General features: G+C 61.7%; 22 protein-coding genes. 11 read left to right on the top strand and 11 right to left on the bottom strand.

Annotated elements, in window-relative coordinates; translation table 11 throughout:
* Nucleotides 1-3: 3 nt before the first annotated feature.
* The 3 genes from NKJ21_RS03925 (at nucleotide 4) to NKJ21_RS03915 (ending at nucleotide 4,937) form a co-directional block, all read left to right on the top strand.
* Nucleotides 4-2,520 (top strand): fimbria/pilus outer membrane usher protein, encoded by a 2,517-nt coding sequence (locus NKJ21_RS03925; RefSeq protein ID WP_254732711.1) that lies wholly within the window; start codon nucleotides 4-6, stop codon nucleotides 2,518-2,520.
* Nucleotides 2,508-3,512 (top strand): fimbrial protein, encoded by a 1,005-nt coding sequence (locus NKJ21_RS03920; protein ID WP_254732709.1) that lies wholly within the window; start codon nucleotides 2,508-2,510, stop codon nucleotides 3,510-3,512. The genes NKJ21_RS03925 and NKJ21_RS03920 overlap by 13 nt, the downstream gene beginning before the upstream one ends.
* Before the next feature lie 132 nt (nucleotides 3,513-3,644).
* Entirely contained in the window at nucleotides 3,645-4,937 is a 1,293-nt protein-coding gene (locus NKJ21_RS03915) for a glycoside hydrolase family 10 protein (RefSeq protein ID WP_016161010.1), read from the top strand.
* A gap of 16 nt (nucleotides 4,938-4,953) precedes the next feature.
* Here the strand turns inward: NKJ21_RS03915 and NKJ21_RS03910 are convergent, their stop codons facing one another.
* The 5 genes from NKJ21_RS03910 to NKJ21_RS03890 all read right to left on the bottom strand — a co-directional run bounded on the left by NKJ21_RS03910 (nucleotide 4,954) and on the right by NKJ21_RS03890 (nucleotide 8,988).
* A complete protein-coding gene (locus tag NKJ21_RS03910; RefSeq protein ID WP_135714288.1) occupies nucleotides 4,954-6,276 on the bottom strand; it encodes a type II toxin-antitoxin system HipA family toxin in 1,323 nt (440 codons plus the stop codon).
* Nucleotides 6,276-6,542 (bottom strand): type II toxin-antitoxin system antitoxin HipB, encoded by a 267-nt coding sequence (gene hipB, locus NKJ21_RS03905; protein WP_008804920.1) that lies wholly within the window; start codon nucleotides 6,540-6,542, stop codon nucleotides 6,276-6,278. Before hipB ends, NKJ21_RS03910 begins: the two co-directional genes overlap by 1 nt.
* Nucleotides 6,543-6,807: 265 nt before the next feature.
* Nucleotides 6,808-7,134 carry a hydroxyisourate hydrolase gene (uraH, locus tag NKJ21_RS03900; RefSeq protein ID WP_008804921.1) on the bottom strand — a complete coding sequence of 109 codons (327 nt, stop codon included), beginning with the start codon at nucleotides 7,132-7,134 and terminating at the stop codon, nucleotides 6,808-6,810.
* Nucleotides 7,131-7,631, bottom strand: a complete 501-nt coding sequence (gene uraD, locus NKJ21_RS03895) for a 2-oxo-4-hydroxy-4-carboxy-5-ureidoimidazoline decarboxylase (protein WP_008804922.1) — start codon at nucleotides 7,629-7,631, stop codon at nucleotides 7,131-7,133. Before uraD ends, uraH begins: the two co-directional genes overlap by 4 nt.
* Nucleotides 7,609-8,988 carry a nucleobase:cation symporter-2 family protein gene (locus tag NKJ21_RS03890; protein ID WP_012968246.1) on the bottom strand — a complete coding sequence of 460 codons (1,380 nt, stop codon included), beginning with the start codon at nucleotides 8,986-8,988 and terminating at the stop codon, nucleotides 7,609-7,611. The genes uraD and NKJ21_RS03890 overlap by 23 nt, the downstream gene beginning before the upstream one ends.
* A 345-nt stretch (nucleotides 8,989-9,333) precedes the next feature.
* Here NKJ21_RS03890 and hpxO point away from each other — a divergent pair, with 345 nt between their 5' ends.
* Nucleotides 9,334-10,488, top strand: coding sequence for an FAD-dependent urate hydroxylase HpxO (gene hpxO / locus NKJ21_RS03885; RefSeq protein ID WP_008804924.1), 1,155 nt, complete (start codon nucleotides 9,334-9,336; stop codon nucleotides 10,486-10,488).
* Here the strand turns inward: hpxO and hpxR are convergent.
* Nucleotides 10,469-11,392 carry a LysR family hpxDE operon transcriptional regulator HpxR gene (gene hpxR, locus NKJ21_RS03880; RefSeq protein ID WP_008804925.1) on the bottom strand — a complete coding sequence of 308 codons (924 nt, stop codon included), beginning with the start codon at nucleotides 11,390-11,392 and terminating at the stop codon, nucleotides 10,469-10,471. The genes hpxO and hpxR overlap by 20 nt on opposite strands.
* A gap of 125 nt (nucleotides 11,393-11,517) precedes the next feature.
* On the opposite strand from hpxR, the gene hpxD reads away from it, so the two are divergent.
* Entirely contained in the window at nucleotides 11,518-12,555 is a 1,038-nt protein-coding gene (hpxD, locus tag NKJ21_RS03875; protein WP_004148366.1) for a molybdenum cofactor-independent xanthine hydroxylase subunit HpxD, read from the top strand.
* An 11-nt stretch (nucleotides 12,556-12,566) separates the two neighbouring features.
* Nucleotides 12,567-13,541: a molybdenum cofactor-independent xanthine hydroxylase subunit HpxE gene (gene hpxE / locus NKJ21_RS03870; protein WP_032700970.1), complete on the top strand. Its 975-nt coding sequence runs from the start codon at nucleotides 12,567-12,569 to the stop codon at nucleotides 13,539-13,541.
* Here the strand turns inward: hpxE and NKJ21_RS03865 are convergent.
* A complete protein-coding gene (locus tag NKJ21_RS03865; RefSeq protein ID WP_032413413.1) occupies nucleotides 13,518-14,756 on the bottom strand; it encodes an MFS transporter in 1,239 nt (412 codons plus the stop codon). The two genes, hpxE and NKJ21_RS03865, sit on opposite strands and share 24 nt — an antisense overlap.
* A 105-nt stretch (nucleotides 14,757-14,861) precedes the next feature.
* Here NKJ21_RS03865 and NKJ21_RS03860 point away from each other — a divergent pair, with 105 nt between their 5' ends.
* Complete coding sequence (locus NKJ21_RS03860) at nucleotides 14,862-15,806, top strand: AraC family transcriptional regulator (protein ID WP_022066160.1); 945 nt, start codon at nucleotides 14,862-14,864, stop codon at nucleotides 15,804-15,806.
* Between the two features lie 9 nt (nucleotides 15,807-15,815).
* Here the strand turns inward: NKJ21_RS03860 and NKJ21_RS03855 are convergent, their stop codons facing one another.
* The 3 genes from NKJ21_RS03855 to NKJ21_RS03845 all read right to left on the bottom strand — a co-directional run bounded on the left by NKJ21_RS03855 (nucleotide 15,816) and on the right by NKJ21_RS03845 (nucleotide 17,345).
* Nucleotides 15,816-16,571, bottom strand: a complete 756-nt coding sequence (locus NKJ21_RS03855) for a VOC family protein (protein WP_023297599.1) — start codon at nucleotides 16,569-16,571, stop codon at nucleotides 15,816-15,818.
* Between the two features lie 177 nt (nucleotides 16,572-16,748).
* A complete protein-coding gene (locus NKJ21_RS03850; RefSeq protein WP_087498796.1) occupies nucleotides 16,749-17,060 on the bottom strand; it encodes a cupin in 312 nt (103 codons plus the stop codon).
* A 21-nt stretch (nucleotides 17,061-17,081) separates the two neighbouring features.
* A complete protein-coding gene (locus NKJ21_RS03845; protein WP_002904643.1) occupies nucleotides 17,082-17,345 on the bottom strand; it encodes a VF530 family DNA-binding protein in 264 nt (87 codons plus the stop codon).
* Nucleotides 17,346-17,628: 283 nt separating this feature from the next.
* Here NKJ21_RS03845 and NKJ21_RS03840 point away from each other — a divergent pair, with 283 nt between their 5' ends.
* The 4 genes from NKJ21_RS03840 to NKJ21_RS03825 are packed head-to-tail and all read left to right on the top strand — an operon-like array spanning nucleotide 17,629 to nucleotide 20,931.
* Nucleotides 17,629-18,657, top strand: coding sequence for an isopenicillin N synthase family oxygenase (locus tag NKJ21_RS03840; RefSeq protein ID WP_008804931.1), 1,029 nt, complete (start codon nucleotides 17,629-17,631; stop codon nucleotides 18,655-18,657).
* A gap of 23 nt (nucleotides 18,658-18,680) precedes the next feature.
* Nucleotides 18,681-19,487, top strand: coding sequence for a MetQ/NlpA family ABC transporter substrate-binding protein (locus NKJ21_RS03835; RefSeq protein WP_002904638.1), 807 nt, complete (start codon nucleotides 18,681-18,683; stop codon nucleotides 19,485-19,487).
* The gene (locus NKJ21_RS03830; protein ID WP_008804932.1) at nucleotides 19,484-20,275 is read left to right on the top strand and encodes a methionine ABC transporter ATP-binding protein; all 792 of its coding nucleotides are present in this window, start codon (nucleotides 19,484-19,486) and stop codon (nucleotides 20,273-20,275) included. Before NKJ21_RS03835 ends, NKJ21_RS03830 begins: the two co-directional genes overlap by 4 nt.
* Nucleotides 20,272-20,931 carry a methionine ABC transporter permease gene (locus tag NKJ21_RS03825; RefSeq protein WP_004217626.1) on the top strand — a complete coding sequence of 220 codons (660 nt, stop codon included), beginning with the start codon at nucleotides 20,272-20,274 and terminating at the stop codon, nucleotides 20,929-20,931. Before NKJ21_RS03830 ends, NKJ21_RS03825 begins: the two co-directional genes overlap by 4 nt.
* Before the next feature lie 10 nt (nucleotides 20,932-20,941).
* Here NKJ21_RS03825 and NKJ21_RS03820 read toward each other — a convergent pair whose 3' ends face one another.
* A complete protein-coding gene (locus tag NKJ21_RS03820) occupies nucleotides 20,942-22,000 on the bottom strand; it encodes a nitronate monooxygenase family protein (RefSeq protein WP_222846519.1) in 1,059 nt (352 codons plus the stop codon).
* Nucleotides 22,001-22,056: the final 56 nt, after the last annotated feature.

Below are 22,056 nucleotides of genomic sequence, written 5' to 3'. Positions count from 1 at the left end.
GCGATGCGCCACGGCCCGGCTCATACCGTTACCGTCGTCAGCCTCTCCATCCTGCTGGGCGGACAGAGCGCGCCCTTGCACGCCCAGGCGACCTTTAATATGGATCTGCTGGAAAAAAACGACCATTTGCCGGCGGTGGATCTGCAGCGCTTCAATCAGCAAACGAGCCAGCCGCCTGGCGACTATCCGGTCAGCTGGCAGGTCAACGGCGTCACCCTGGATGCCCGTAAGATCATCACGTTTCGCCAGAATGACCGCGGGCAGCTGACGCCCTGCCTTAAGCCGGAAGATCTGCTGCAGGCCGGTGTTAATCCGGCCGTGCTATCCCAGGCGTCCGGCGCAACCTCCCGCTCATGTCCCGAACTCGCCACGCTGTTGCCGGGCAGTACGGTCAATTTCGATTTTGCCCATCAGCGGCTGGCAATGACCCTTCCCCAGGCGCTGATGACGCGCCAGGCGAGGGATAATGTTCCTTCTGCGCTGTGGGATGAAGGTATCAGCGCCTTTCAGAGCAATTACCGCTATTCAGGCGCCAGCCAGCGTACCCGCGAGGGCAACACTGAGCGCGATAATTATCTGATGTTGAAAAGTGGCGTGAACGCCGGCGCCTGGCGCCTGCGCGCCAGCAACAGCCTGACCGCCAACAGCCTGACCGCCAACAGCGACGATAAGCCCCACTGGACCACCAGCGGCGCCTGGCTTGAGCGCGATCTGACGCGCTGGCGGAGTGAACTGACGCTCGGGGATACCTTCACGTCGGGCGATGTGTTCGACGCGGTACAGTTTCAGGGAATTGCCCTCGCCTCCAGTGATGCGATGCTCCCGGACTCGCAGAAAGGTTTTGCCCCGACCATCCGTGGGATAGCCAGAACCAACGCCCAGGTCACGGTTCGGCAAAATGGCTACGTGCTGTATCAAACCTACGTCACCCCTGGCGCGTTCGTGATTGACGATCTTTATCCCACCGCCAGTAGCGGCAATCTTGAGGTTGCCGTCAAAGAGTCGGATGGCGAAATCCGCCGCTTCACCCAGCCGTATGCATCGGTCACCAGCATGCAACGCGAAGGCAGCCTGAAATACAACCTGGTCGCCGGGCGCTATCATAGCGACGATGCCAGCCAGCGGCCGTTGATGATGCAGTTGTCGCTGATGCGCGGGTTCGCCCACAACCTGACACTGTTTGGCGGACTGCAGAGCGCGGCGCAATACCACAACCTCTCGCTCGGCGCGGGACAGGGGCTGGGTGATGCCGGGGCGCTCTCGCTGCAGCTGTTAAACGCCCGCGACCGGCACCAGCAGGATCCGATCGATGGCCGGGCCTGGCAGCTCCAGTACAGCAAAGGTTTTGATCGTCTTGGCACGCAGTTCACCTTCACCGGCTGGCGTTATTCGCATCAGCGCTATGCCACGCTGAGCGAGGCGTATTCCAGCCCGGATCCCGACGCCGACTCGCGGGATAACGACAACAAAAAAACGACCCTGCAAATCACCGCCAGCCAGAGCCTGCCGTACGATATCACCCTCTATCTGAGTCTCGACCAGGACAGCTACTGGTCAGGGGGCGCCACACAGCGTACCGCCAATATGGGGATCAGCAGCCAGGTTCACGGTATCGCGTGGTCGCTCAGCTACAGCGATGCGCACAGTAGCGACGGTGACGAGGAGAATGACGAGCCGCACTCCGATAAAGTGGTGACATTGTCACTTTCAGTAGCGCTGAGCCACCTGCTACCGGGGAGCTATGTCGGCTATACCCTGACCTCCTCCCGCCACAGCGCCGACAGTCAGATGGTCAGTCTCAATGGCACCATGCTGGATAATCACGCGCTCAGCTACGCCGTCAGCCAAACCCTCGATCAGCAAAACGGGCACAGCGGCAGCCTGACGGCCGGCTACAGCAGTGGAAGAGGCGATCTGAATATCGGCTACAGCCGCGATTCGCAGGCCACTCGCCTGAACTACGGTGCCAGCGGAGGTATCCTGATTCACCGCCACGGGGTGGTCTTTACGCCGGAAATGAATGGTTCTGTTGTACTGATTGACGCCGGTGGCGCCAGCGGTGTGACCCTCGCCAACCAGAAAACCATTGCCACCAATCGTGACGGGTACGCGGTGTTGCCCTTTGCCACCGCCTATCACCGCAACGACGTCTCCCTCGACAGCCACTCGCTGCCGGAGAATGTGGATCTGGCCAACAGCACCGTGACGCTGGTGCCCACCAAAGACGCGGTGGTGCTGGCGCGTTTTCACACCCACGTTGGTTATAAAGCGCTGTTTACGCTGCAGTCGCAGGGACAACCGCTGCCCTTTGGCAGCGAAGTGCGCGCCAAAGATACCAGCAGCATCGTTGCCAGCGAGGGTCAGGTGTACCTCGCCGGCCTGGCGCCGAAAGGCACCCTGTATGCACAATGGGGGCCAGGCCCTCAGCAGCACTGTACTGCCCGCTACGATCTCACCCCGACGCTGGCGCAGACACCCCATCCACTCATTTTACAGCAGACGTTAACATGTCCTTTTTAACTCTCCTGCGTCGGGCCGTTCTGACGCTGTTACTTGCCCTGTTACCGGCCGTCAGCGGATGGGCCTGTACGCCAGTGTTTGTCCGCGGCCAGGCCAGCACCCTTCGGCTGAACGTAGGGCAACTCACCGTGCCGGCTGACGCCAGACCGGGCACCCCGCTGTATCACAAAAGTTTTGCCTGGAATCGCCTTAGCGACGGCGGCGAACAGTGGATCCGCTGCGCGGACGACCCGCACGGACTGTCGCCGCTGCTGCTGGACAGTCTGCTGTCCGGCGGGGCGACGCGACCGACGGTTTATCAAACCAACCTCGCCGGCATTGGCGTTCGCGTATCGCTGCGCGCTATCGGCGGCTATGGCGGCTTTCCTGACCGGCCGACGCCCTCGCCGTTTAGCGAACGGGTGAACAATCCGGCCATATTGCCTGATGCGGTGTGGAAACTGGGCTATTTCCGCCTGACGATTGAGCTTATTAAAACCGGTCCCGCGGCGACACCGGGCGAGCTTGAGTATCACAGCGAGCACTTTTTAATGGCAGAGCATACCCCGCTGGCCGCGTTAGACTTAACCGGCAGGGTCAACACCGCGGGATGTTCCGTGAATGACGCCACGCCAGCGCTGATTAAGCTGCCCGCCGCGATGCTTGACCACTTCGGCGGCGTCGGCAAAACCACCGGCGATACCCCTTTCGCGCTGCAGCTGGATTGCAACAGCGCGGTCACGGTTTCCCTGCGTGTTGACGGCGCAGAGCCCCTCACCGCCCGGGGGCATGGCGTTCTGCGCAATGACGCCACGGACGATCGGGCGCAGGGTATCGGGGTGCAACTGCTTTACCATCGTCAGCCGGTCGCCCTGAATCATGAGATGACGCTGGGCAGCGCCAGCCCGGGACGGTTTACGCTGCCGCTCACTGCCCGCTACTACCAGACCCGCCCCCGGGTCACCGCCGGTCAGGTGTCGGCCGTTGCGACCTATACCTTACATTATGACTAAGCGATGGCGAACCGACGGATGAAGGAATTGCTCTGACCCACGAATCGTAAGAGAATAGCCGCTACACGCGACGATCTGATTACACGGGAGTTCATCATCAGCCATTCTCGTCGATTCCCCTTAGCCAGCAAAGTGGCGCTGGCCGGTGCGGCCGTCATTGCCGTGGGCATGCTGTTCAGCTGCACCAGTAAGGCCCCTAAATCCCTTGTCACGGCACCGAACACTACCGCCGTCAAAGCCAGCCAGACGCACCGGGAGCCGGTACGCGGCGTGTGGCTCACCACCGTGTCGCGCCTTGACTGGCCGCCGGTCGGGTCGATTATCGCCAGCACGCCGGAAAGCCGCATCACGCAGCAGAAGCTGGCGCTGATCGCCAAACTCGATAACCTGCAGCGTCTGGGTATCAACACCGTCTTTTTCCAGGTGAAACCCGACGGCACGGCGCTCTGGCGGTCGGACATTCTGCCGTGGTCCGATATGCTGACCGGCAAAATCGGCGAATACCCCGGCTACGATCCGCTGCAGTTTATGCTGGATGAAGCACACAAGCGCGGTATGAAGGTTCACGCATGGTTTAACCCCTATCGTGTCTCGGTCAACACCAAACCGTCGACCGTTGCCGAGCTGAATAACACCCTCACGCAGGTGCCGGCCAGCGTGTTCGTCCTGCACCGTAACTGGATCCGCACCGCCAGCGATCGCTTTGTCCTCGATCCGGGCATTCCCGAAGCACGGGACTGGATCACCAGCATCGTCGCTGAAGTGGTGCAGAACTACCCGATTGACGGCGTGCAGTTCGACGACTATTTCTACACCGAAACCGCCTCTTCCCCGCTTAACGACAATGAAACCTTCCGCCGTTACGGACAGGGTTACGCCTCGAAGGGCGACTGGCGCCGGCATAACACCCAGCAGCTCATAGCCCAGGTTTCCACTACTATCAAAAAGCTCAATCCGAACGTCGAGTTTGGCGTGAGCCCGGCCGGGGTGTGGCGCAACCGCTCGCACGATCCGGCGGGGTCCGATACCCGTGGCGCGGCCGCGTATGATGAGTCCTATGCCGATACCCGCAGCTGGGTGCAGCAGGGACTGCTCGACTACATCGCCCCGCAGATCTACTGGCCGTTTGCCCGCGATGCCGCGCGCTATGATGTGCTGGCCAACTGGTGGGCCGAGGTGGTTAAGCCGACGCATACCCGGCTGTATATCGGCGTGGCGCTGTACAAAGTGGGTGAGCCGTCCAAAAATGAGCCTGACTGGACGGTGGATGGCGGCGTGCCGGAGCTGAAAAAGCAGCTCGACCTCAATGAAACTCTGCCGCAGATCCAGGGCACGATCCTGTTCCGCGAAAACAATCTCAATCAGCCGCAAACCCGGCAGGCGGTCAACTATCTGCGCAGCCGCTGGGGGCAACCGCAGAGCTAACCGCCAGCCGGCTTCGCTATAACGCCTGCAGCCCTTGCTGCAGGCGGGCGTGCAGCTTCAGCATATTTTCCGTAATGGCCCGCCAGACGTGGTTGGAAAAGTCCGCCGGCAGCGTCCGGCGAGCGCTTTCGATTGCCTGCGGCACATGCCCGGCAAACTCCTGGAGGATCGCCAGCATCTGCTCCCCAGGAAAGTTCACCGCTTTGGCGGTTGCCAGAAAATGACGCGGATAGATGGCGTTAATCTCTGTTTTCCGCCCTTTTGTGGCATTGAGCCCCATCGACAGCTTCAGGTCGCGCAGATGCAGTCCCGTGCCTCCCAGCACCGGAAACGCCGAAATGATGTCGTAGAACGGCGTTAGACGGTAGCTGCCACCGGGCAGCAAAAAGAGCGAGAAGTTCTTCGCATGCCCGTCCGTTGCCCCAACCAGCCACTGAAAAACCATGAATTTCATAAAGTCTGCGCGATCTTTCAGGGCTTCACTGGAGCCCAGCAGAAAGGCCATGATTGCCGCAATACCCGGCCCGCCGTCAGATTCATATTTCATCGACGACGGGATGCCAAAGGCCTGACACAGATCCTCCTGCGGCAGACGCAGCAGCACCCGTCCCTCCTGCGCCCAGCGCCGGTCAAAGCGGGTCACCGCCAGCGCGCGGATCCGCGGCGTGGTGATAATCTCTGCCTCCGGCACCGCCAGGCCCAGTTCCCTGGCCAGCGCCAGGCACAGAAACTCGTTATCCACGCTTTCACGCAGATCCAGCGTCGCATTAGGCTGCTTTATCTCGCCGATGGGCAGTTTAATGATATGCGTGGTCGGCGTGGTGCCCTGCGGAATACACCAGTGCCCGCCCATCCGCAGCAGCGCCGTTTTCTCCTGGGCGCCGGCCACCGAGATACGGAAATCATCCTGGCCGGTAATCATCCCGAGAGGGATATCCGACTGGTAGGCGGTCAGCAAAGCGGTGAGCTGCGCCTCGTCCAGCGTCTGCCAGCGCAACCCCTCGAGGTGCGCCTCTTCCCCCGGCGGTAGCAGAGTCACCGCCCCTACGCTATCCCGTCCCACTTCGGCCAGCAGATCGAACGGCTGCTTCGAGCGCGCCTGATAGCGCCTGACGATCCGATCGCGGACCTGCGGGCTGTCGGGTAGCAGGTTATCAAAATAGTGATACACCGCGTCGGCGGTGATATTGCCATACTGCAGCGGCAGCGAGAGGGAGAGCGGTCTGGCGCGCGGGCTGCGCAGCCACTCTTCGTCATAGCGAAAACTGTGCGCCCCGTTAGCCTGGCGGGTTAAGGTGCCCACGCGCACATTGTTCATCCAGGTGGTAAGCGTCGCCATTACCAGTCAAGGTCCGTGTTGTTATCGGGAGCCGGCGCCGTCTCTGTGGCTTTGGCGTTCAGCGTCATCACCACCCCTAGCGACTGGAGGATCTTAAACAGCGTGGTTAAGGTGGTTTTGTCGGGGTGATTTTCAAAATTGGACAGTGTGGCCTGCTTAATGCCGATCCGCCTGGCCAGCGCATCCTGGGTCCAGTGGTTCTGCTGGCGCAGCAGCTTCAGATAATTGGCCAGCTGCACGGGACTGTATATCTGCGGGGAATTCATCGCCTTGTTCCTCACCATCATTTATCCCCCTATCGGGATAAATTTGGTTTTATACCCCGCAGGGGATAATGTCAAGATTATCCCCTGGTGGGGATAGGTGGGTGATTATCCTTGAGTGGGGATAAAACAGGAAGGATGGTGGCCGGAGACACCTTTACATGCCCGGTGGCGGCTGCGCCTTACCGGGCCTACGAGCTGTCTCTGCCCGCGCCGTAACGATCCAGGCCGGGCAAACGCAGCGCCGCCCGGCATCGGGCAGCCGGGTTTAGCTGCCGCGGTAGGTCGACCACCCGCCCGGGGCGATGAGAAACGGCAGATGGAAATGGTCATCTGCCGCCTCGCCGATAACAAAATCAATCTGCGCCCGGGTAAAGACGCTCTCCCGCCCGGCGCGGGCAAACCACGCCCCGGTTTCCGCCGTTAAGCAATAGCTCCCCGCCGGCAGCGGTGCGGCGCTAAAGGTGGCGATACGCCCCTGGGCGTTGGTCACCAGGGTCACCAGCGTCTCGCCCTCCCGACTCAGGCTGACCGTCACGCCTTCCGCCGGCCTGCCGGTGGAAATATCCAGAATATGGGTGCTCAGGGTACTCATTCGCCAATCACTCCTTCCAGTCTTAACATCGTAATCTCTCGCAGCTGGGCAAGCGCCTCAGTCACTTCTTCGTCGGCGGTATGCTGCAGTCGGCGCGTCAGCGCCTGTAAAATCGCTTCGCCGCTGCGCCCTTTGGCGCGGATTAAAAACACCCGGCCAAAACGGGCCTCGTAGCGGGCATTGCCCTCCTGCAGGGCCTGCGCGAGCCGCTCATTCTCGCTGTCCACCGCCGACTGCTCCTGGCGCGACAGCGCCGCGTGCGCCTGGCCGCCGGTCGGCTTTTCACCGATCCGCGGATGGGCGCTGAGCGCCGCGTTCAGCTCGTCCTCTCCCCAGTAATCCATCGCCTCACGGGCGGTCTGCAGTAGCGCATGACGGCTGGCAAAAGGTCGCAAGTTCACCAGCGTCTCGCCCCAGGCCGGGATCGCCACGCAGGGGGCCAGCAGCCCCACTGCCTCATCTTTACTCAGGCCGTTAAACTGACTCAGCGCGATCATCCTGACTCCTTATCGTTTTCGTCGCCGCCTGCTCCTGCGGCAGAATAAGGTTCAGCGCTATCGCTACCAGCCCACCGCTGGTGGCCGCCGAACCGAACAGATCGCCGACCATCGGCGGAAAATGGCTGAGAAACGCCGGCACTGACTCCACGCCAAGGCCAGCACCAAACGCCAGCCCCACAATCAGCACATCGCGACGGCTCAGCGGGGTCTGGGTAATAATCCGGATCCCGGCCGCCACTACACAGCCAAACATCACCATCGTGGCGCCCCCCAGCACCGGCGCCGGGATCTGCCGCAGCAGTTCGCCCACCGGGGGAAACAGTCCAAGCAGGATCAGAATCACGCCAATGTAGCGTCCGACATAGCGGCTGGCCACCCCGGTCATCTGGATCACGCCGTTGTTCTGCGCGAAGGTGGTGTTCGGAAAAGCACAGAGCATGGCGGCCACCATACAGCTGACACCGTCCGCCAGGATACCGCCCTTCAGCCGGTTACGAAAAGCGTGATCATCAATAGACTGTTGCGAAATCAGCGAGTTGGCCGTCAGATCGCCCACCGCCTCCAGAATACAAACCAGCGACACCAGGGCGACCGGCAGAAATATCGCGCTGTTAAACTGAAAGCCGAACGGAAACAGCGTCGGCAGGCGAAACAGAGTGTCGCCCAGGCTGTGAAGATGGAACTGACCGCTCAGCCCTGCCGCGACGCAGCCCACGGCAATGCCCACCACCACCGAGGAGAGACGCAGCCAGCGGTTTTTGGCGCAGCTCAGCAGGACGATAACCCCGAGGGTGCCCGCCCCGAGCGCGATGTTGCTCATGCTGGCGAAATCCTCGGCCTTTTCCCCACCGCACCAGTTGATGACGCTGACTTTGATCAGACTGATGCCGATCAGCGCAATCACGCTGCCGGTGATAATGGGGGTAAAGATTTTTTTCAGCGGCTCAATAAAACGGCTGACAATCACCGGCACCAGAGCGGCGACAAAGTTAACGCCAAACAGCATCGCCATCATATCCTGCGGCCCGCCGCCCTGCGCTTTTACCCACATCCCTCCGGCCACCGTCACGCCGAGGAAGGCGAAGCTGGTGCCCTGCATGCAGATCATCCCGGCGCCAACGCCCCATACCCGATTGGACTGCAGAAAGGTGCCAATGCCCGAGGCCAGCAGCGACATACTGATGAGATACGGCAGCCAGTCGCCAAGCCCGAGGGTAGCGCCGATAATCAGCGGCGGCGTGATGATCCCCACCAGGCCCGCCAGCACATGCTGGAGAGCGCTGAAAAAGGCCGGAAGCGGTGGGATCCGCTGTTCAAGGCCGTAAAGCAAGCCACTGTGATGTTCGTCAGACATGGTGTAATCCCATAGCAAAGAGAAGTGCATGGGCTAGTGCACAAAGCAGGCCAGAGACGACAAAAGCGACCAGAAAATTTCATTAATGCTGCAAAATCATTAACTTAAATTACTCTATTTACCTATACCTCCCCACCGATGCTGAACCAGAGTGATGAAACGATAGATTCTCAATGCGACATTGAGAAACTTTTGATTCATAAAAAGGCAATCAATACCTCACATTGCACCGATGCGGTGCGTCATGACCTATCTCTGTGCCTCTGGCAGGCGGTTTTCCTCCCTCCGGTGAACTGGTACGCAAATTGCTGTAGTCAGTCACAACATCGGGAGAAGGAGAAAAAAATGAAAGCAATCGTGATTGGGGCCGGCATCGGCGGCTTAAGTGCGGCAGTGGCGCTCAAACAGTCGGGAATCGACTGCGACGTCTATGAAGCGGTGAAAGAGATCAAACCGGTCGGCGCGGCGATTTCCGTGTGGCCCAACGGCGTGAAGTGCATGGCCCACCTCGGCATGGGTGACATCATGGAGACTTTCGGCGGGCCGCTGCGCCGGATGGCGTATCGTGATTTCCGCAGCGGCGAGAACATGACCCAGTTCAGTCTCGCCCCGCTGATCGAACGCACCGGCAGCCGCCCCTGCCCGGTCTCCCGGGCAGAGTTGCAGCGGGAAATGCTGGATTTCTGGGGACGGGAAAGCGTGCAGTTCGGCAAACGCGTCACCCGCTGTGAGGAAGATGCCGACGGCGTGACGGTGTGGTTTACCGATGGCAGCAGCGCCAGCGGCGATCTGCTGATTGCCGCCGACGGCAGCCATTCCGCACTGCGTCCGTGGGTGCTGGGCTTTACCCCGCAGCGCCGCTACGCCGGCTACGTCAACTGGAACGGTCTGGTGGAAATAGATGAAGCGCTGGCGCCCGGCGACCAGTGGACCACCTTTGTCGGCGAAGGCAAGCGCGTCTCGCTGATGCCGGTCTCCGCCGGCCGGTTCTATTTTTTCTTTGATGTGCCGCTGCCGGCGGGTCTGGCGGAGGATCGCGACACTCTGCGCGCCGACCTCAGCCGCTATTTTGCCGGCTGGGCGCCGCCGGTGCAGCAGCTTATCGCCACCCTCGACCCGCAGACCACCAACCGTATTGAAATCCATGATATCGAGCCGTTCAGCCGCCTGGTGCGCGGCCGCGTCGCGCTGCTCGGCGACGCCGGACACAGCACCACCCCGGATATTGGCCAGGGAGGCTGCGCGGCGATGGAAGATGCGGTGGTGCTGGGCGCCGTTTTCCGCCAGACCCACGATATTGCGGCCGCGCTGCGCGAGTACGAGGCCCAGCGCTGCGACCGGGTTCGTGACCTGGTGCTGAAGGCGCGCAAGCGCTGCGATATTACCCACGGGAAGGATATGCAGCTCACCGAAGCCTGGTACCAGGAGCTGCGCGAGGAGACCGGGGAGCGCATTATCAACGGCATGTGCGACACCATCCTCAGCGGGCCGCTGGGCTGACCGTCGCCATGGATTCAATCACCGCACTCAGCGTCTGAATGGCCATTTGCGCGGGCCGCGAAAGCTGACGCGAGGGCGCGGTACACAGCGCCAGGGTCAGCGGTCGCAGCAGCGTACTGCGCAGCGGGATAAAGGCCAGCTGTCCGCGCTGGACTTCGTCCAGCACGTCGAGCAGGCTGAGGAGCGTCACGCCGCTGCCGCGTAGCACCAGCGACTTGATGAGCCGGATATCATTGCAGCTGATGGTATTCTCCGGCGCAAAGTCATGGTGGCGATAGAGGAGCGCCACCCGCTCATGGACGATCAGCGGCGCGCCGGGCACGATATGCCGCTCCAGGCTGAGCTCGCCCAATGACAGCGCTTTCGCCCCCGCCAGGGGGTGGTCCGGGCGCATCACAATCCCCACCTCCAGTTCGGCAAAGGCCAGCACGCTGAGTCCGGCCTGCCCCTGCGGATCGAGGATCAGGCCGACGTCCAGGTCCGCCTGACGCACTTTCTGGCTGACGGTGTGGCTGTCCGCCACCTGCAGATCCAGCTCCAGCCACGGCCAGCTGGCGATGATCTCCGCCAGCGCGGCGGCGAAGCCCCCTTCCGCCAGCGCCTGCACCATCCCAACGCTGACGCTCCCGCGCTTCATCCCCTGCAGCTCATCAAATTTCTGCCGGGTCTGGCGAAACTCCTTTTGCCAGCGCAGCAGATTGTCATACAGCAGTTCACCGGCGGTGGTCATCCGCAGTCCCTCCGGCAGGCGCTCGAACAGCGGGGTGCCGAAGGCCTCCTCGGCCTGCAGGATCTGGCGGTTAATTGCCGAGGCGGAGATATGCAGCTGCTCGGCGGCCCGGCGCAAGCTGCCGCAGCGGGCCACGGCGATAAAATAGTGGGCGAAACGGGAAAAAGGACTCATGGCACCCCTGTACTCTTTTTTGCAACAGCAGAGTGAATTAATGGTGATGGATGTGAACACCCTAATATGACAACAATAATCTCACAACAATAAAACAATCACCGATGTGAGCAGGAAGAGAAATCATGAAGACAATCACCCCCACGCCCCCCGCCCATTGCACCTTTGATCCAGAGGACTGGCTGCGGCTGGCCCGCTGCTGGCACCCGGTGGCCCGCGCCTGCGATATTACCGGCGCCCCGGTGAAAGCCACCCTGCTGGACGAACAGCTGGTTATCTACCGTATTAAAGGCCAGGTGGTGGTCGCCCGCGACGTCTGCCCGCACCGCGGGGTGCCGCTGACCCTGGGGTTTCATGAAGAGGAAGGTATCGTCTGCCCCTATCATGGCCTGCGCTTTGGCGAGGATGGCCGCTGCAACCGTATCCCCTCCAGTCCGGGGCAACCCATTCCGGCCAAATTGCATCTCACCAGCTTCGCCGTGGAGGAGCGCTACGGGCTGATCTGGACCTGCCTGGCCTGCGATCCGGACAATCCGCCGCCGTTACCGACCATGCCGCACTGGGACGACGCGGGATTTCAGCAAATCAACTGCCCGGCCTTCGAGGTGAAGGGATTTGCCGGCCGCCAGGTCGAAGGCTTTCTCGATGTCGCCCACTTCGCGTGGATCCACACCGACACCTTCGCCGATCCGGACAACCAGCAGGTGCCGGACTACACCCCGCAGGAGACGCCGTTCGGCTTTGTTGCCGACTACTGGAGCTCGGTGGGCAATTACCCGGCCAGCTCCGATTTCCGCGCGCCGGAAGGGTTCCAGTGGCTGCGTCACTTTGAAATGCATCTGCCGTTCACCGCTACGCTGACCATCCATTTTCCCGCCGACGCCAGGCTGGTGATCATGAACGCCGCCTCGCCGGTGTCGTCACGGGTGACGCGGATGTTTGCCCCTATTGCCCGCAATTTCGACCTGCACGTGCCGGTGGAAGACGTACATGCGTTCAACCTGCGAGTGTTCGAAGAGGACCGCCTGATGGTAGAAACCCAGCGTCCGGAGCGGCTGCCGCTGGATCTGACCCTTGAGGCGCATATTCCGGCAGACCGTAGCTCCATCGCCTACCGGCGCGGGCTGAAGAAGATGGGTTTTGGCGATTTCTTTCTGGTATGAGTGGAGGTCATATGCGCGACATATTCCCCGTGGTGGTCGATGGCCTGTGGCGTCAGGGCGCGAAAAATCTGGCCGTTCGTCTGGTGAGCGCCGAGGGGCAACCGCTGCCGGCGTGGACACCCGGCGCCCATATCGATCTCCATCTTCCCTGCGGGCTGATCCGCCAGTACTCCCTGACCGGCAGCCCGGCCGAACGGGATCACTATCTGCTCTGCATCGCCCGCGAGGCGCAGTCCCGCGGTGGCTCAGGCTATGTCCACGACACCCTGCGCCCGGGACAACCGCTGATGATCTCTGCCCCGCGCAACCACTTTCCGCTGCACGAGGGCGGCCATGTGGTGCTTCTCGCCGCCGGGATCGGCATTACGCCACTGCTGGCGATGGCCCACGCCCGGGCGGCGTCCGGCGCCAGCTTTACGCTGCACTATTACGTTAGCCGTGCGCAGGAGGCCGCCTTCGCCACCGAGATCGCCCGCCAGCTAACCGGTGGAATCTGCCAGATCCACTGCTCAGACGAGGGGCAGAGTCCGCGCCAGCGGCTGGCGCAGGATCTGGGGGCTCCGCACGCCGACACCCGGGTCTACTTCTGCGGTCCGCCCGGATTTATGGCCCGGGTTCGCGATACCGCGCGGGCGGCCGGATGGGAGGAGGCGCAATTGCACAGCGAAGCGTTCCAGCCGCCCGCCCCGACGGCAGCGTCGGCGGCGGACGGAACCTTCACCATCACCCTCGCCTCCACCGGGGAACGCTGGCCGGTCCCGGGGAACAAAACCATCGCCCAGGTGCTACAGGAGCATGGCGTCGCGGTGCCGCTCTCCTGCGAGATGGGGATCTGCGGCGCCTGCCTGACGCCGGTGCGGGAGGGAACCGTCGACCACCGGGATACCGTGCAGTCGGAGGCGGAAAAACAGGCCGCAGAGCAGCATATTGCGCTGTGCTGCTCCCGCAGCCTGTCGGCCAATTTAGTTATCGATCTCGCGGGATAAGCGGCCCGTCTCCGGCTGGTCAGCGCTGGCGACCGGTTTCACCCGCACGGCGGCGAAAACAATCACCATCGCGCTCAACAGCAGCAGACCGCTGCCGGTGAAGACGCCGCTGGCGCCGTGCAAATCAAACACCGCCCCGCCGCCGGCGGCCCCGGCGCTGATGGCCAGCTGAATAGAGGCGACCAGCAGACCGCCCGCGCTTTCTGCTTCATCCGGCACGGTGGTGGCAAGCCAGGTGGACCAGGCCACCGGCACCAGACCGAAGGCAAATCCCCACAGGGCGACCAGCAGCCCGTCCAGCACGGTCAAATGGCCAAACGTCACCATCAGCAGCGCCAGAACGCTCATCATCAACGGCACCAGCGCCAGGGTCAGGCGCAGGCTACGGCTCAGCAGATAGCTCGCCACCGAGGTGCCGATAAAGTTAGCGATACCGAAGCCGAGCAATATCAGCGAGACCCCTTCGACACTGGCCTGCGCCACGGTCTCAAGGAACGGCCGCAGGTAGGTAAAGAAGGCGAAATGGCCGCTAAAAATCAGGATTGTCGCCAGCATGCCGCCCAGCATACCGGGACGGCGCAGCACCCTGAACAGCGTGGAGAAGGTCCCGACGCTCTCCGGGCGCATGGAGGGCAGCACCCACAGTTGCCAGAGCAGCGCCAGCAGGCTGGGTATCGCACAGAGAATAAATACGTTGCGCCAGCCGATCAGCTCGCCAAGATAGCTGCCGAGCGGCGCGGCCACCACCGTAGCGACAGACACCGCGGAAAAGATGATCGCCAGCGCCTTCGGCACATGGGCCGCCGGCACCAGACGCATCGCCGTGGCAGTGGACATCGCCCAGAAGCCGCCGATGGCGACCCCCAGCAGCAGACGGCCCAGCAGGAGAAACGCCAGCGAATCGGCAAAAGCGACCATCAGGCTGGAGACTATCTGCAGCACGGAAAAGAACATCAGCACCCACCGGCGATCGATATTGCGGGTGGCGGTGGCGATCAGCAGGCCGGTGACTAACGCCACCAGCGCCGTCGCGGTGACCGCCTGTCCGGCCATCCCTTCACTGACCCCGAGGCTGCTGGCCATCGGCGTTAACAGGCTGGCGGGCAGAAACTCGGCCACGATCAGGCCGAACACCCCGAGGGCCAGGGCATAGACGGCGCGCCAGGCAGGTTTGGCGGGTGACAGGCTCGCGTCAGCAGCTATGCAGGAACTCATATACATCTCTCCAGTTTTATTAACATCCTGGTCATCTTAGGGACTTACCTTTGGACGATATATGATGCATACTCTTCAGTTATTGATTATTCGTCCGGAATTACCATGAGCCAGCCTGGCATCGACCTGACCAGCGAACTGTTGCGCGGGATGCGCCTCTCCGGCGTTAACTACCGGCGCATCGAAACCGCACGCCCGTTCGGCGTCGGCTTTAGCGCCGTGGCGGGTAAAGCCCAGTTCCATTTCATCAGCCGCGGGCCGGTGCTGCTGCGCATGGCCAGCGGAGAACAGTTCACCCTCGAGAGCGGCGATGCACTGTTTATTCCCAACGGCGACGGGCACGCCCTGCTTTCTGATCCGCAGGCCACGGTGGTCAATGTGGCCCAGCTGCCCAGCGAAACGGTGTGCAGCACGGTAAGCTGTATCAACGCCGGCGGCCGCCCGGACTGCCCGGAGCGCGCCGTCATTTTCAGCGGTTGTATGGATTTTGAGCTCGGCGGCATGCAGCCGCTGGTGAAGGCCATGCCCGAGGTGATGCGGGTCAGCAGCCTGCTAAACACCTGGCCGGAGATCCAGCCGCTGTTGGTAGCGATGGAGCGGGAATCCCTCACCCGCCAGGTAGGCTATGCCGGGATCCTCGCCCGGCTGGCGGACGTGGTGGCCGCGCTGATTGTCCGCGGCTGGGTAGAGTGCGGATGTGGCAACGCCACCGGTTGGGTACAGGTCCTGCGCGATCCCCGGCTGGCAAAAGCGATCTATGCCATGCATCAGCGCCCGGGGGTCAACTGGAAAGTGGAAGATCTGGCGCGGGAGGCGGGGCTTTCACGCTCGCTGTTCGCGGAACGTTTTCTCGCCGCGACAGACACCACCCCCGCTCGCTATCTGACCGAGCTGCGTATGCGGCTGGCGGTGCAGTACATCACCCACGAAGGCCAGTCGCTGGAAACGGTCGCCTTCAGCCTCGGGTATCAATCGCTGGCGGCCTTCAGCCGGGCCTTCAAACGCATCACCGGCCAGCCGCCGGGGGCCCTGCGCGCCACAGCACGCTAGATTCAGCTTTTATGTAAAGCGATACACGCCGTTGCCGACGCGAAAGCGCTGCCCCTTAAGCGCCGGGTTGGCGACGCGAAACACCAGTTCGGTCAGCTGGTTAGCGGGTCCTTCGCGGAAAGTAAACCACTGGCCGCCCACGTCCAGTCCCTGCTCCCCCTGTGGCGGGAAGCCCAGCAGCGCCTGCCAGCGATCGCGTACCGCCTGCGGATTGACCACCTCGAACACCGCCTGCTCAAGCGCAATGTCGCCCAGCGGGTGCGGCACGTCCAGTTCCTGAGCGCGCAGCCGCGCCAGCCGGGTGGTATCGTCTTCTCCCCACTGCAGCACAAATGGATAGACCAGCCCGTCAGTGTCGCCATCGATGGTGAAGATCCGCCAGCGGATGATATTGCCCTGCGGATCGTTGCGCTGACCATCGACAATCGGTGATACCGCCAACCCCTTGCGACGCAACTGGTCATGAGTGGCCTCGATGTCGTCGCTGCGCAGCGCCACCCGAAACAGCGCTTCGTTCTCCGGCAGCAACCGCTCGGCATCCCGCGAAAGCAGGAACCTGTCCGTCGCGGCGCGCAGTTCGTCCGGGTCGGAAATGGCGAGGAATTCGATATAGGTCAGGCCAAAATAGCTCAGCGCATTGCGGGTTCCCCACCCCGGATGTCGCCCTCCGGCCACCGCCCGCAGCTGCTGGTCGGCAAAGGTCTGAATGGCCGCTTCCGGCTGATTCACAAACTGTACTGCGTGGTCCCACTGCAAGGTTGCCATGATCTCTCCCGCGATTGTGCCTGTTCAGGCGCCTGCGGCAAAAGATAGTGCTGGGGTGAAGGGAATGGCAAACAAGAATTAAATATATCGAAAGCTGGATAAGTGATTTATATCAACGCGGTATGTTGAGTCTAACCGGTGATGAAACGGCGGGCTAAGAACCGCCCGCCGGAGGGATCAGACCGACCCTTCTTTCTCGATCACCAGAATACGCGCCGCCCCCTGCGGATGGGCGACATGCTCGCATCCCACTTCGGCGTAGAAGATATCGCCGGCGTTCAGCATGATGACCTGCACCTCGCCGTCGACTTTCACATGCATCGCCACCTGACCATCCATCACGGCAAACACCTCCTGACCATCGTTGATGTGCCAGATATAGGGTTGGTCGGTCCAGTGCAGACGCACGGTGGTCCCGGAAAAATTGGCGATATCCAGCGCGCCCCACGCGCGGTCGGCGGTGAAATCTTTACTGCTCCAGCTCTGCATGATGGTGTCCTGTGGTAAGGGTTATTTTTTCTGCCAGTTTGCCCAGGGATCCGCTTTCTCCACCGGCGCGTCATCATCAAGGGAGGCGAGATACATGGCCTCTACCTCTTTGCGCGCCCACGGCGTCCGGCGGAGAAATTTGAGGCTGGACTTAATGCTGGGATCGCTTTTAAAGCAGTTAATGTTGACCTGGCGGGCCATTTCCGCCCAGCCATAGCGCGCCACCAGGGCATTGAGCAGCGCTTCCAGCGTCACGCCGTGCAGGGGATCTTTCGAGCTGTGCATTACGATACGTCCGTTCCGCATTAAAAAAGTGCGCCTACCTTACTGGCTCTGACCGACGGGCGCAACCGGCTTCATTACGCGCTTTGCGCCTATATCTATTTAACGCAAAAGCACTGAACCCCGCGCGGTCATAAATTAGAAAATAACGTTATTGGTTGCTTATTTGGCCTTGAGGCAAGCTGTGTTCAGCCCCGGACAGAGGAAATCACCATGCGCTGCTGTTGTGCCCGAACCCTGAACCTGAATCAACCCATAACTTATTACCCCGTTTTCGGAGAACACAATGAACGCGACCACCCTGCCGATTCTCGACCTGGCCCGCTACGCGGACCCCGCGGATAAAGCGGCCTTCCTGGCCGACCTGCGTCACGCCGCCCGCGACATCGGCTTCTTCTATTTGATCAACCACGGTGTGGACGACGCGCTTCAGTATGAAGTTCAGCGCCAGTCTCAACGCTTTTTTGCTCTCGATGAGGCGCAGAAACAGCAGGTGGCGATGATCCACTCCCCTCATTTTCGCGGCTATAACCGCGCGGCCTCAGAGCTGACGCGCGGCCAGCCTGACTGGCGAGAGCAGTTTGATATCGGCGCCGAACGTCCGGCGCTGACCCTCAGCGACGACGCCCCGCGCTGGCAGCGCCTGCAGGGTCCGAATCTGTGGCCTGCCGCCCTGCCGTCGCTTAAACCGGTGTTACTTCACTGGCAACAGCAGATGACCCAGGTGGGCATCCGCCTGCTGCGCGCTTTTGCCGAAGCCCTGCAGCTCCCGGAGAATGCCTTTGACCGGCTCTACGGCGAGAAACCCAACGAGCATATCAAACTGATCCGCTATCCCGGCCAGCAGGAGACCCAAAGCAGCCAGGGCGTCGGCGCCCATAAAGATTCCGGTTTCCTCAGCTTCCTGCTGCAGGACGAACAGAAAGGACTGCAGGTAGAGGTCGCGCCTGGACAATGGATCGACGCCGTGCCGCTGGCCGGCAGCTTTGTGGTCAATATTGGCGAACTGCTGGAGCTGGCGACCAACGGGTATTTGCGCGCCACCGTCCATCGCGTGGTGTCGCCGCCGGCGCAGCAGCAGCGCCTCTCCATCGCTTTCTTCCTCGGCGCCCAGCTTGACGCGGTGGTGCCGGTTTACACCCTGCCGCCCGAACTGGCGCGTGAAGCGCGAGGTCCGGACAGCGACCCGCACAATCCGCTGCTACGCGATGTCGGCTGGAATTATCTCAAGGGCCGTCTGCGTTCCCATCCGGACGTGGCGGAACGCTACTATCAGGACGTGTTTCGCGAACGCGCCGAGCAATTGATCGTTTAACCATAACTAAAAAGGAACACACCATGAAATATGCCGCTTTTAAACTGGCAGGGGTCGCACTGTCTCTTTCTCTGGCATGGACGTCTGCCCAGGCTGCCGCGCTGCGCGTCGCCGCGGACCCGGTTCCCCACGCGGAGATCCTCAACTACATCAAAAAAATCGATCCCAGCCTCGATCTGAAGGTGGTGGAGCTGACCAGCGGGGTCAACGCCAATGAACTGCTGGCCAGTGGCGATGTGGATGCCAACTACTTCCAGCATGTTCCCTATCTGAAGGATCAGGAAAAAGCGCTGGGTAAAACCTTTGCCGTCGCGGCCACCGTGCATATTGAGCCGCTGGGAATTTACTCGCATAAGCATAAAGATTTCTCATCACTGCCGGAAAACGCCACCGTGGCGGTGCCGAATAACACCACCAACCTGAGCCGGGCGCTGTTCCTGCTGCAGGCGCAGAAGCTTATTAAGCTGGATCCCAAATTTACCGACCCGGCCACCACCCTGGCGACGCCGAAGGATATTGTCGAGAACCCGAAACACCTGAAGATTCTGGAGATTGAATCACCGCAGATCCCGCGTTCCCTCGACGATGTCGACCTGGCGGTGATTAACGGTAACTACGCGCTGGAAGCCGGCCTGGTGCCAGCGAAAGATGCCCTGGGGCTGGAAAGCGCCGAGCATAATCCGTACGCCAATATTCTGGTGACCACCCCAGCCCTGGCGAATGACCCGCGCATTAAGGCGCTGGCGAAAGATCTGACGTCACCGCAGGTGGCGGAGTTTATCCGTAAAACCTACAACGGCTCGGTGATCCCGGTGGCCCCTCAGTCATGATAACCATCGAAGGGCTGAGCAAAACCTACGCCGGAACCGGCCGACCGGCGCTGAACGATATCGCGTTGCAGATACCGAAAGGGGCAATATACGGCATTCTCGGGCGCAGTGGCGCCGGCAAAAGTACGCTCATCCGCTGTCTCAATTTACTGGAGCGGCCCACCTCGGGCCGCATTCTGGTGAACGGACAGGATATTACCCAGTTGAACAAGGCGGCGCTGCGGGATTATCGCCTGCGCACCGGGATGATTTTCCAGCACTTCAATCTGCTGCATGCCCGCACCGTCGCTGACAACATCGCGGTGCCGCTGGAGATTGCCGGAGTGCCGAGGGCCGCTCGCGAGGCCAGGGTGCGCGAACTGCTGGAGCTGGTGGATCTCAGCGAAAAGGCCGCCGCCTTCCCGTCGCAGCTTTCCGGTGGGCAAAAACAGCGCGTCGGCATCGCCCGGGCGCTGGCCGCCCGGCCGGAAGTGTTGCTGTGCGATGAGGCGACCAGTGCGCTGGATCCCGAGACCACCGCCTCGGTGCTGGCCCTGCTGGCGGATATTAACCAGCGCCTCAATCTGACCATCGTGTTGATTACGCACCAGCTGGAGGTGGTGAAAACCATTTGTGACCACGCGGCGCTGCTGGAACAGGGCGAGATTGTCGAGAGCGGTAAACTCGCCGACCTGCTGGTGACCCCATGGTCGCGGCTGCGCCAGTCGTTGCTGCACGACCCGCAGGCTGAACAAGATTTTCTTACCCGTCACGGCGTTCAGGGGAGGCCATTATGCGGAGTAGCATGAGCTGGGAAGATTTGTGGCCGTTATTACTCGACGGCACGCTGGATACGCTTTATATGGTGGGCCTGGCGGCCCTGTTTACCGTGCTGATCGGGCTGCCCACCGGCGTGCTGTTATTTATTTCCCGCGCCAACGGGCTGGCGCCGATGCCGAAACTGAACGCGCTGTTAGGCGCGGTGATCAACATCGGCAGGTCGCTGCCGTTTATCGTGCTGCTGATCGCCCTGATCCCCTTTACCCGCCTGATCGTCGGCACCACGCTGGGCAGCACCGCCGCCATCGTGCCGGTGACCATCGGCGCCTTTCCGTTCTTTGCCCGTCTGACGGAAAACGCGCTCGACGAGGTGGACTACGGGAGAATCGAAGCCATTCTGTCGATGGGCGGTAACGTCTGGCACGTGATTTTTAAATCCCTGCTGCCGGAAGCCCTGCCAACGCTGCTGGCCGGGATCACGCTGACCATCGTGATGCTGATTGGTTTCTCCTCCATGGCCGGTGTGATCGGCGGCGGTGGACTCGGCGACCTCGCCATCCGCTACGGCTATCAGCGGTTTAATAATGAAGTCATGTTTGGCACGGTGCTGATCCTGGTGGCGATGGTCCAGGGTGTGCAAATGGCCGGCGATCGGCTGGTGCGCAGCCTGGCCCACCGTCGCTAACCGTCAGACACTAGTTCCAGCCGCACTCTGCCGCCAGCTGACGAACCAGACTGGCGGCGTCACACTCGCGGATCAACCCCACACCCTGCCCGGCCCAGTGGGCGCCATACTCATGAACGCCCTGGGCTTTCGCGGCGGCGGCCAGCGCTTTGCCGATATCATACGCCAGCGGATAATCCGGCACGGCGCTCGCCGGACAGGCTTCCCCCAGCGCACAGAAGGCATTCGCCAGACAGCGTGCCGGACGCCCGGATATCGCGGAGGTCAGCACCGTACGTCCGTCAATGCTGTTGTTGATCGCCGCGCGATAACCGGCGTCGGCGGCGGACTCCGGACACAGTAAAAACGCCGTACCGAGCTGAACGCCTTGCGCCCCCAACTGCATTACGCTGGTGATCCCCGCCCCGTCCATGATGCCCCCGGCGGCTACCACCGGGATGGTTAGCCGACGCCGCAGAAGTTGCACCAGGGTGAACGTGCTCAGTTGGGCATCAGGCTCCTGCGGAGCAAAGATCCCCCGGTGTCCGCCCGCCTCATAGCCCTGAGCGACCACTACGTCGATCCCCTGCTGTTCAATCAGCAGCGCCTCCTGGAGCGAGGTTGCCGTCGCCAGGGTGACAATCCGCTGCTGTCGCAGACGCTGGATCGTCTCACGTTCAGGAAGACCAAAATGAAAACTCACCACCGCCGGCGACAGGTCGAGAAGCAGCTCCAGCATCGGCGCATGACCGATAAATGTCTGGTAGATCTCGCTTAACGAATCCGGTGGCGTACTGCCATAGCGGGCAAAATGGGGTCGTAAAGTTGTTGCCCAGTCGGCTTCCCGCCGGGCGTCGCGCCGGGGCGGCGCATGGCAGAACAGATTGACATTGAACGGACGGTCCGTCAGCTGGCGGGTGGCGACTATCATCGCTTCCGCCTGGGTAACGGTTGAAGCACCCAGCCCCAGCGAGCCCAGCGCGCCGGCATGACTTACCGCGGCAGCCAGCGCGGGGGTGGAGACGCCCGCCATCGGGGCCTGAATCAGGGGATAATCAATATCAATAAGCGAAAGCAGCGGGTTGCTCATGGTTTCCTCATGCATTAGCGGTGCCGGAGGCTTACCATCTCCTTTAAAGATGGTAA

The organism is Klebsiella sp. SWET4, assembly GCF_024296565.1.
Classification (GTDB): domain Bacteria; phylum Pseudomonadota; class Gammaproteobacteria; order Enterobacterales; family Enterobacteriaceae; genus Klebsiella; species Klebsiella variicola.
Note: the sequence above shows the minus strand (reverse complement) of the source record. Positions and strands in the feature narration are given on the sequence as shown.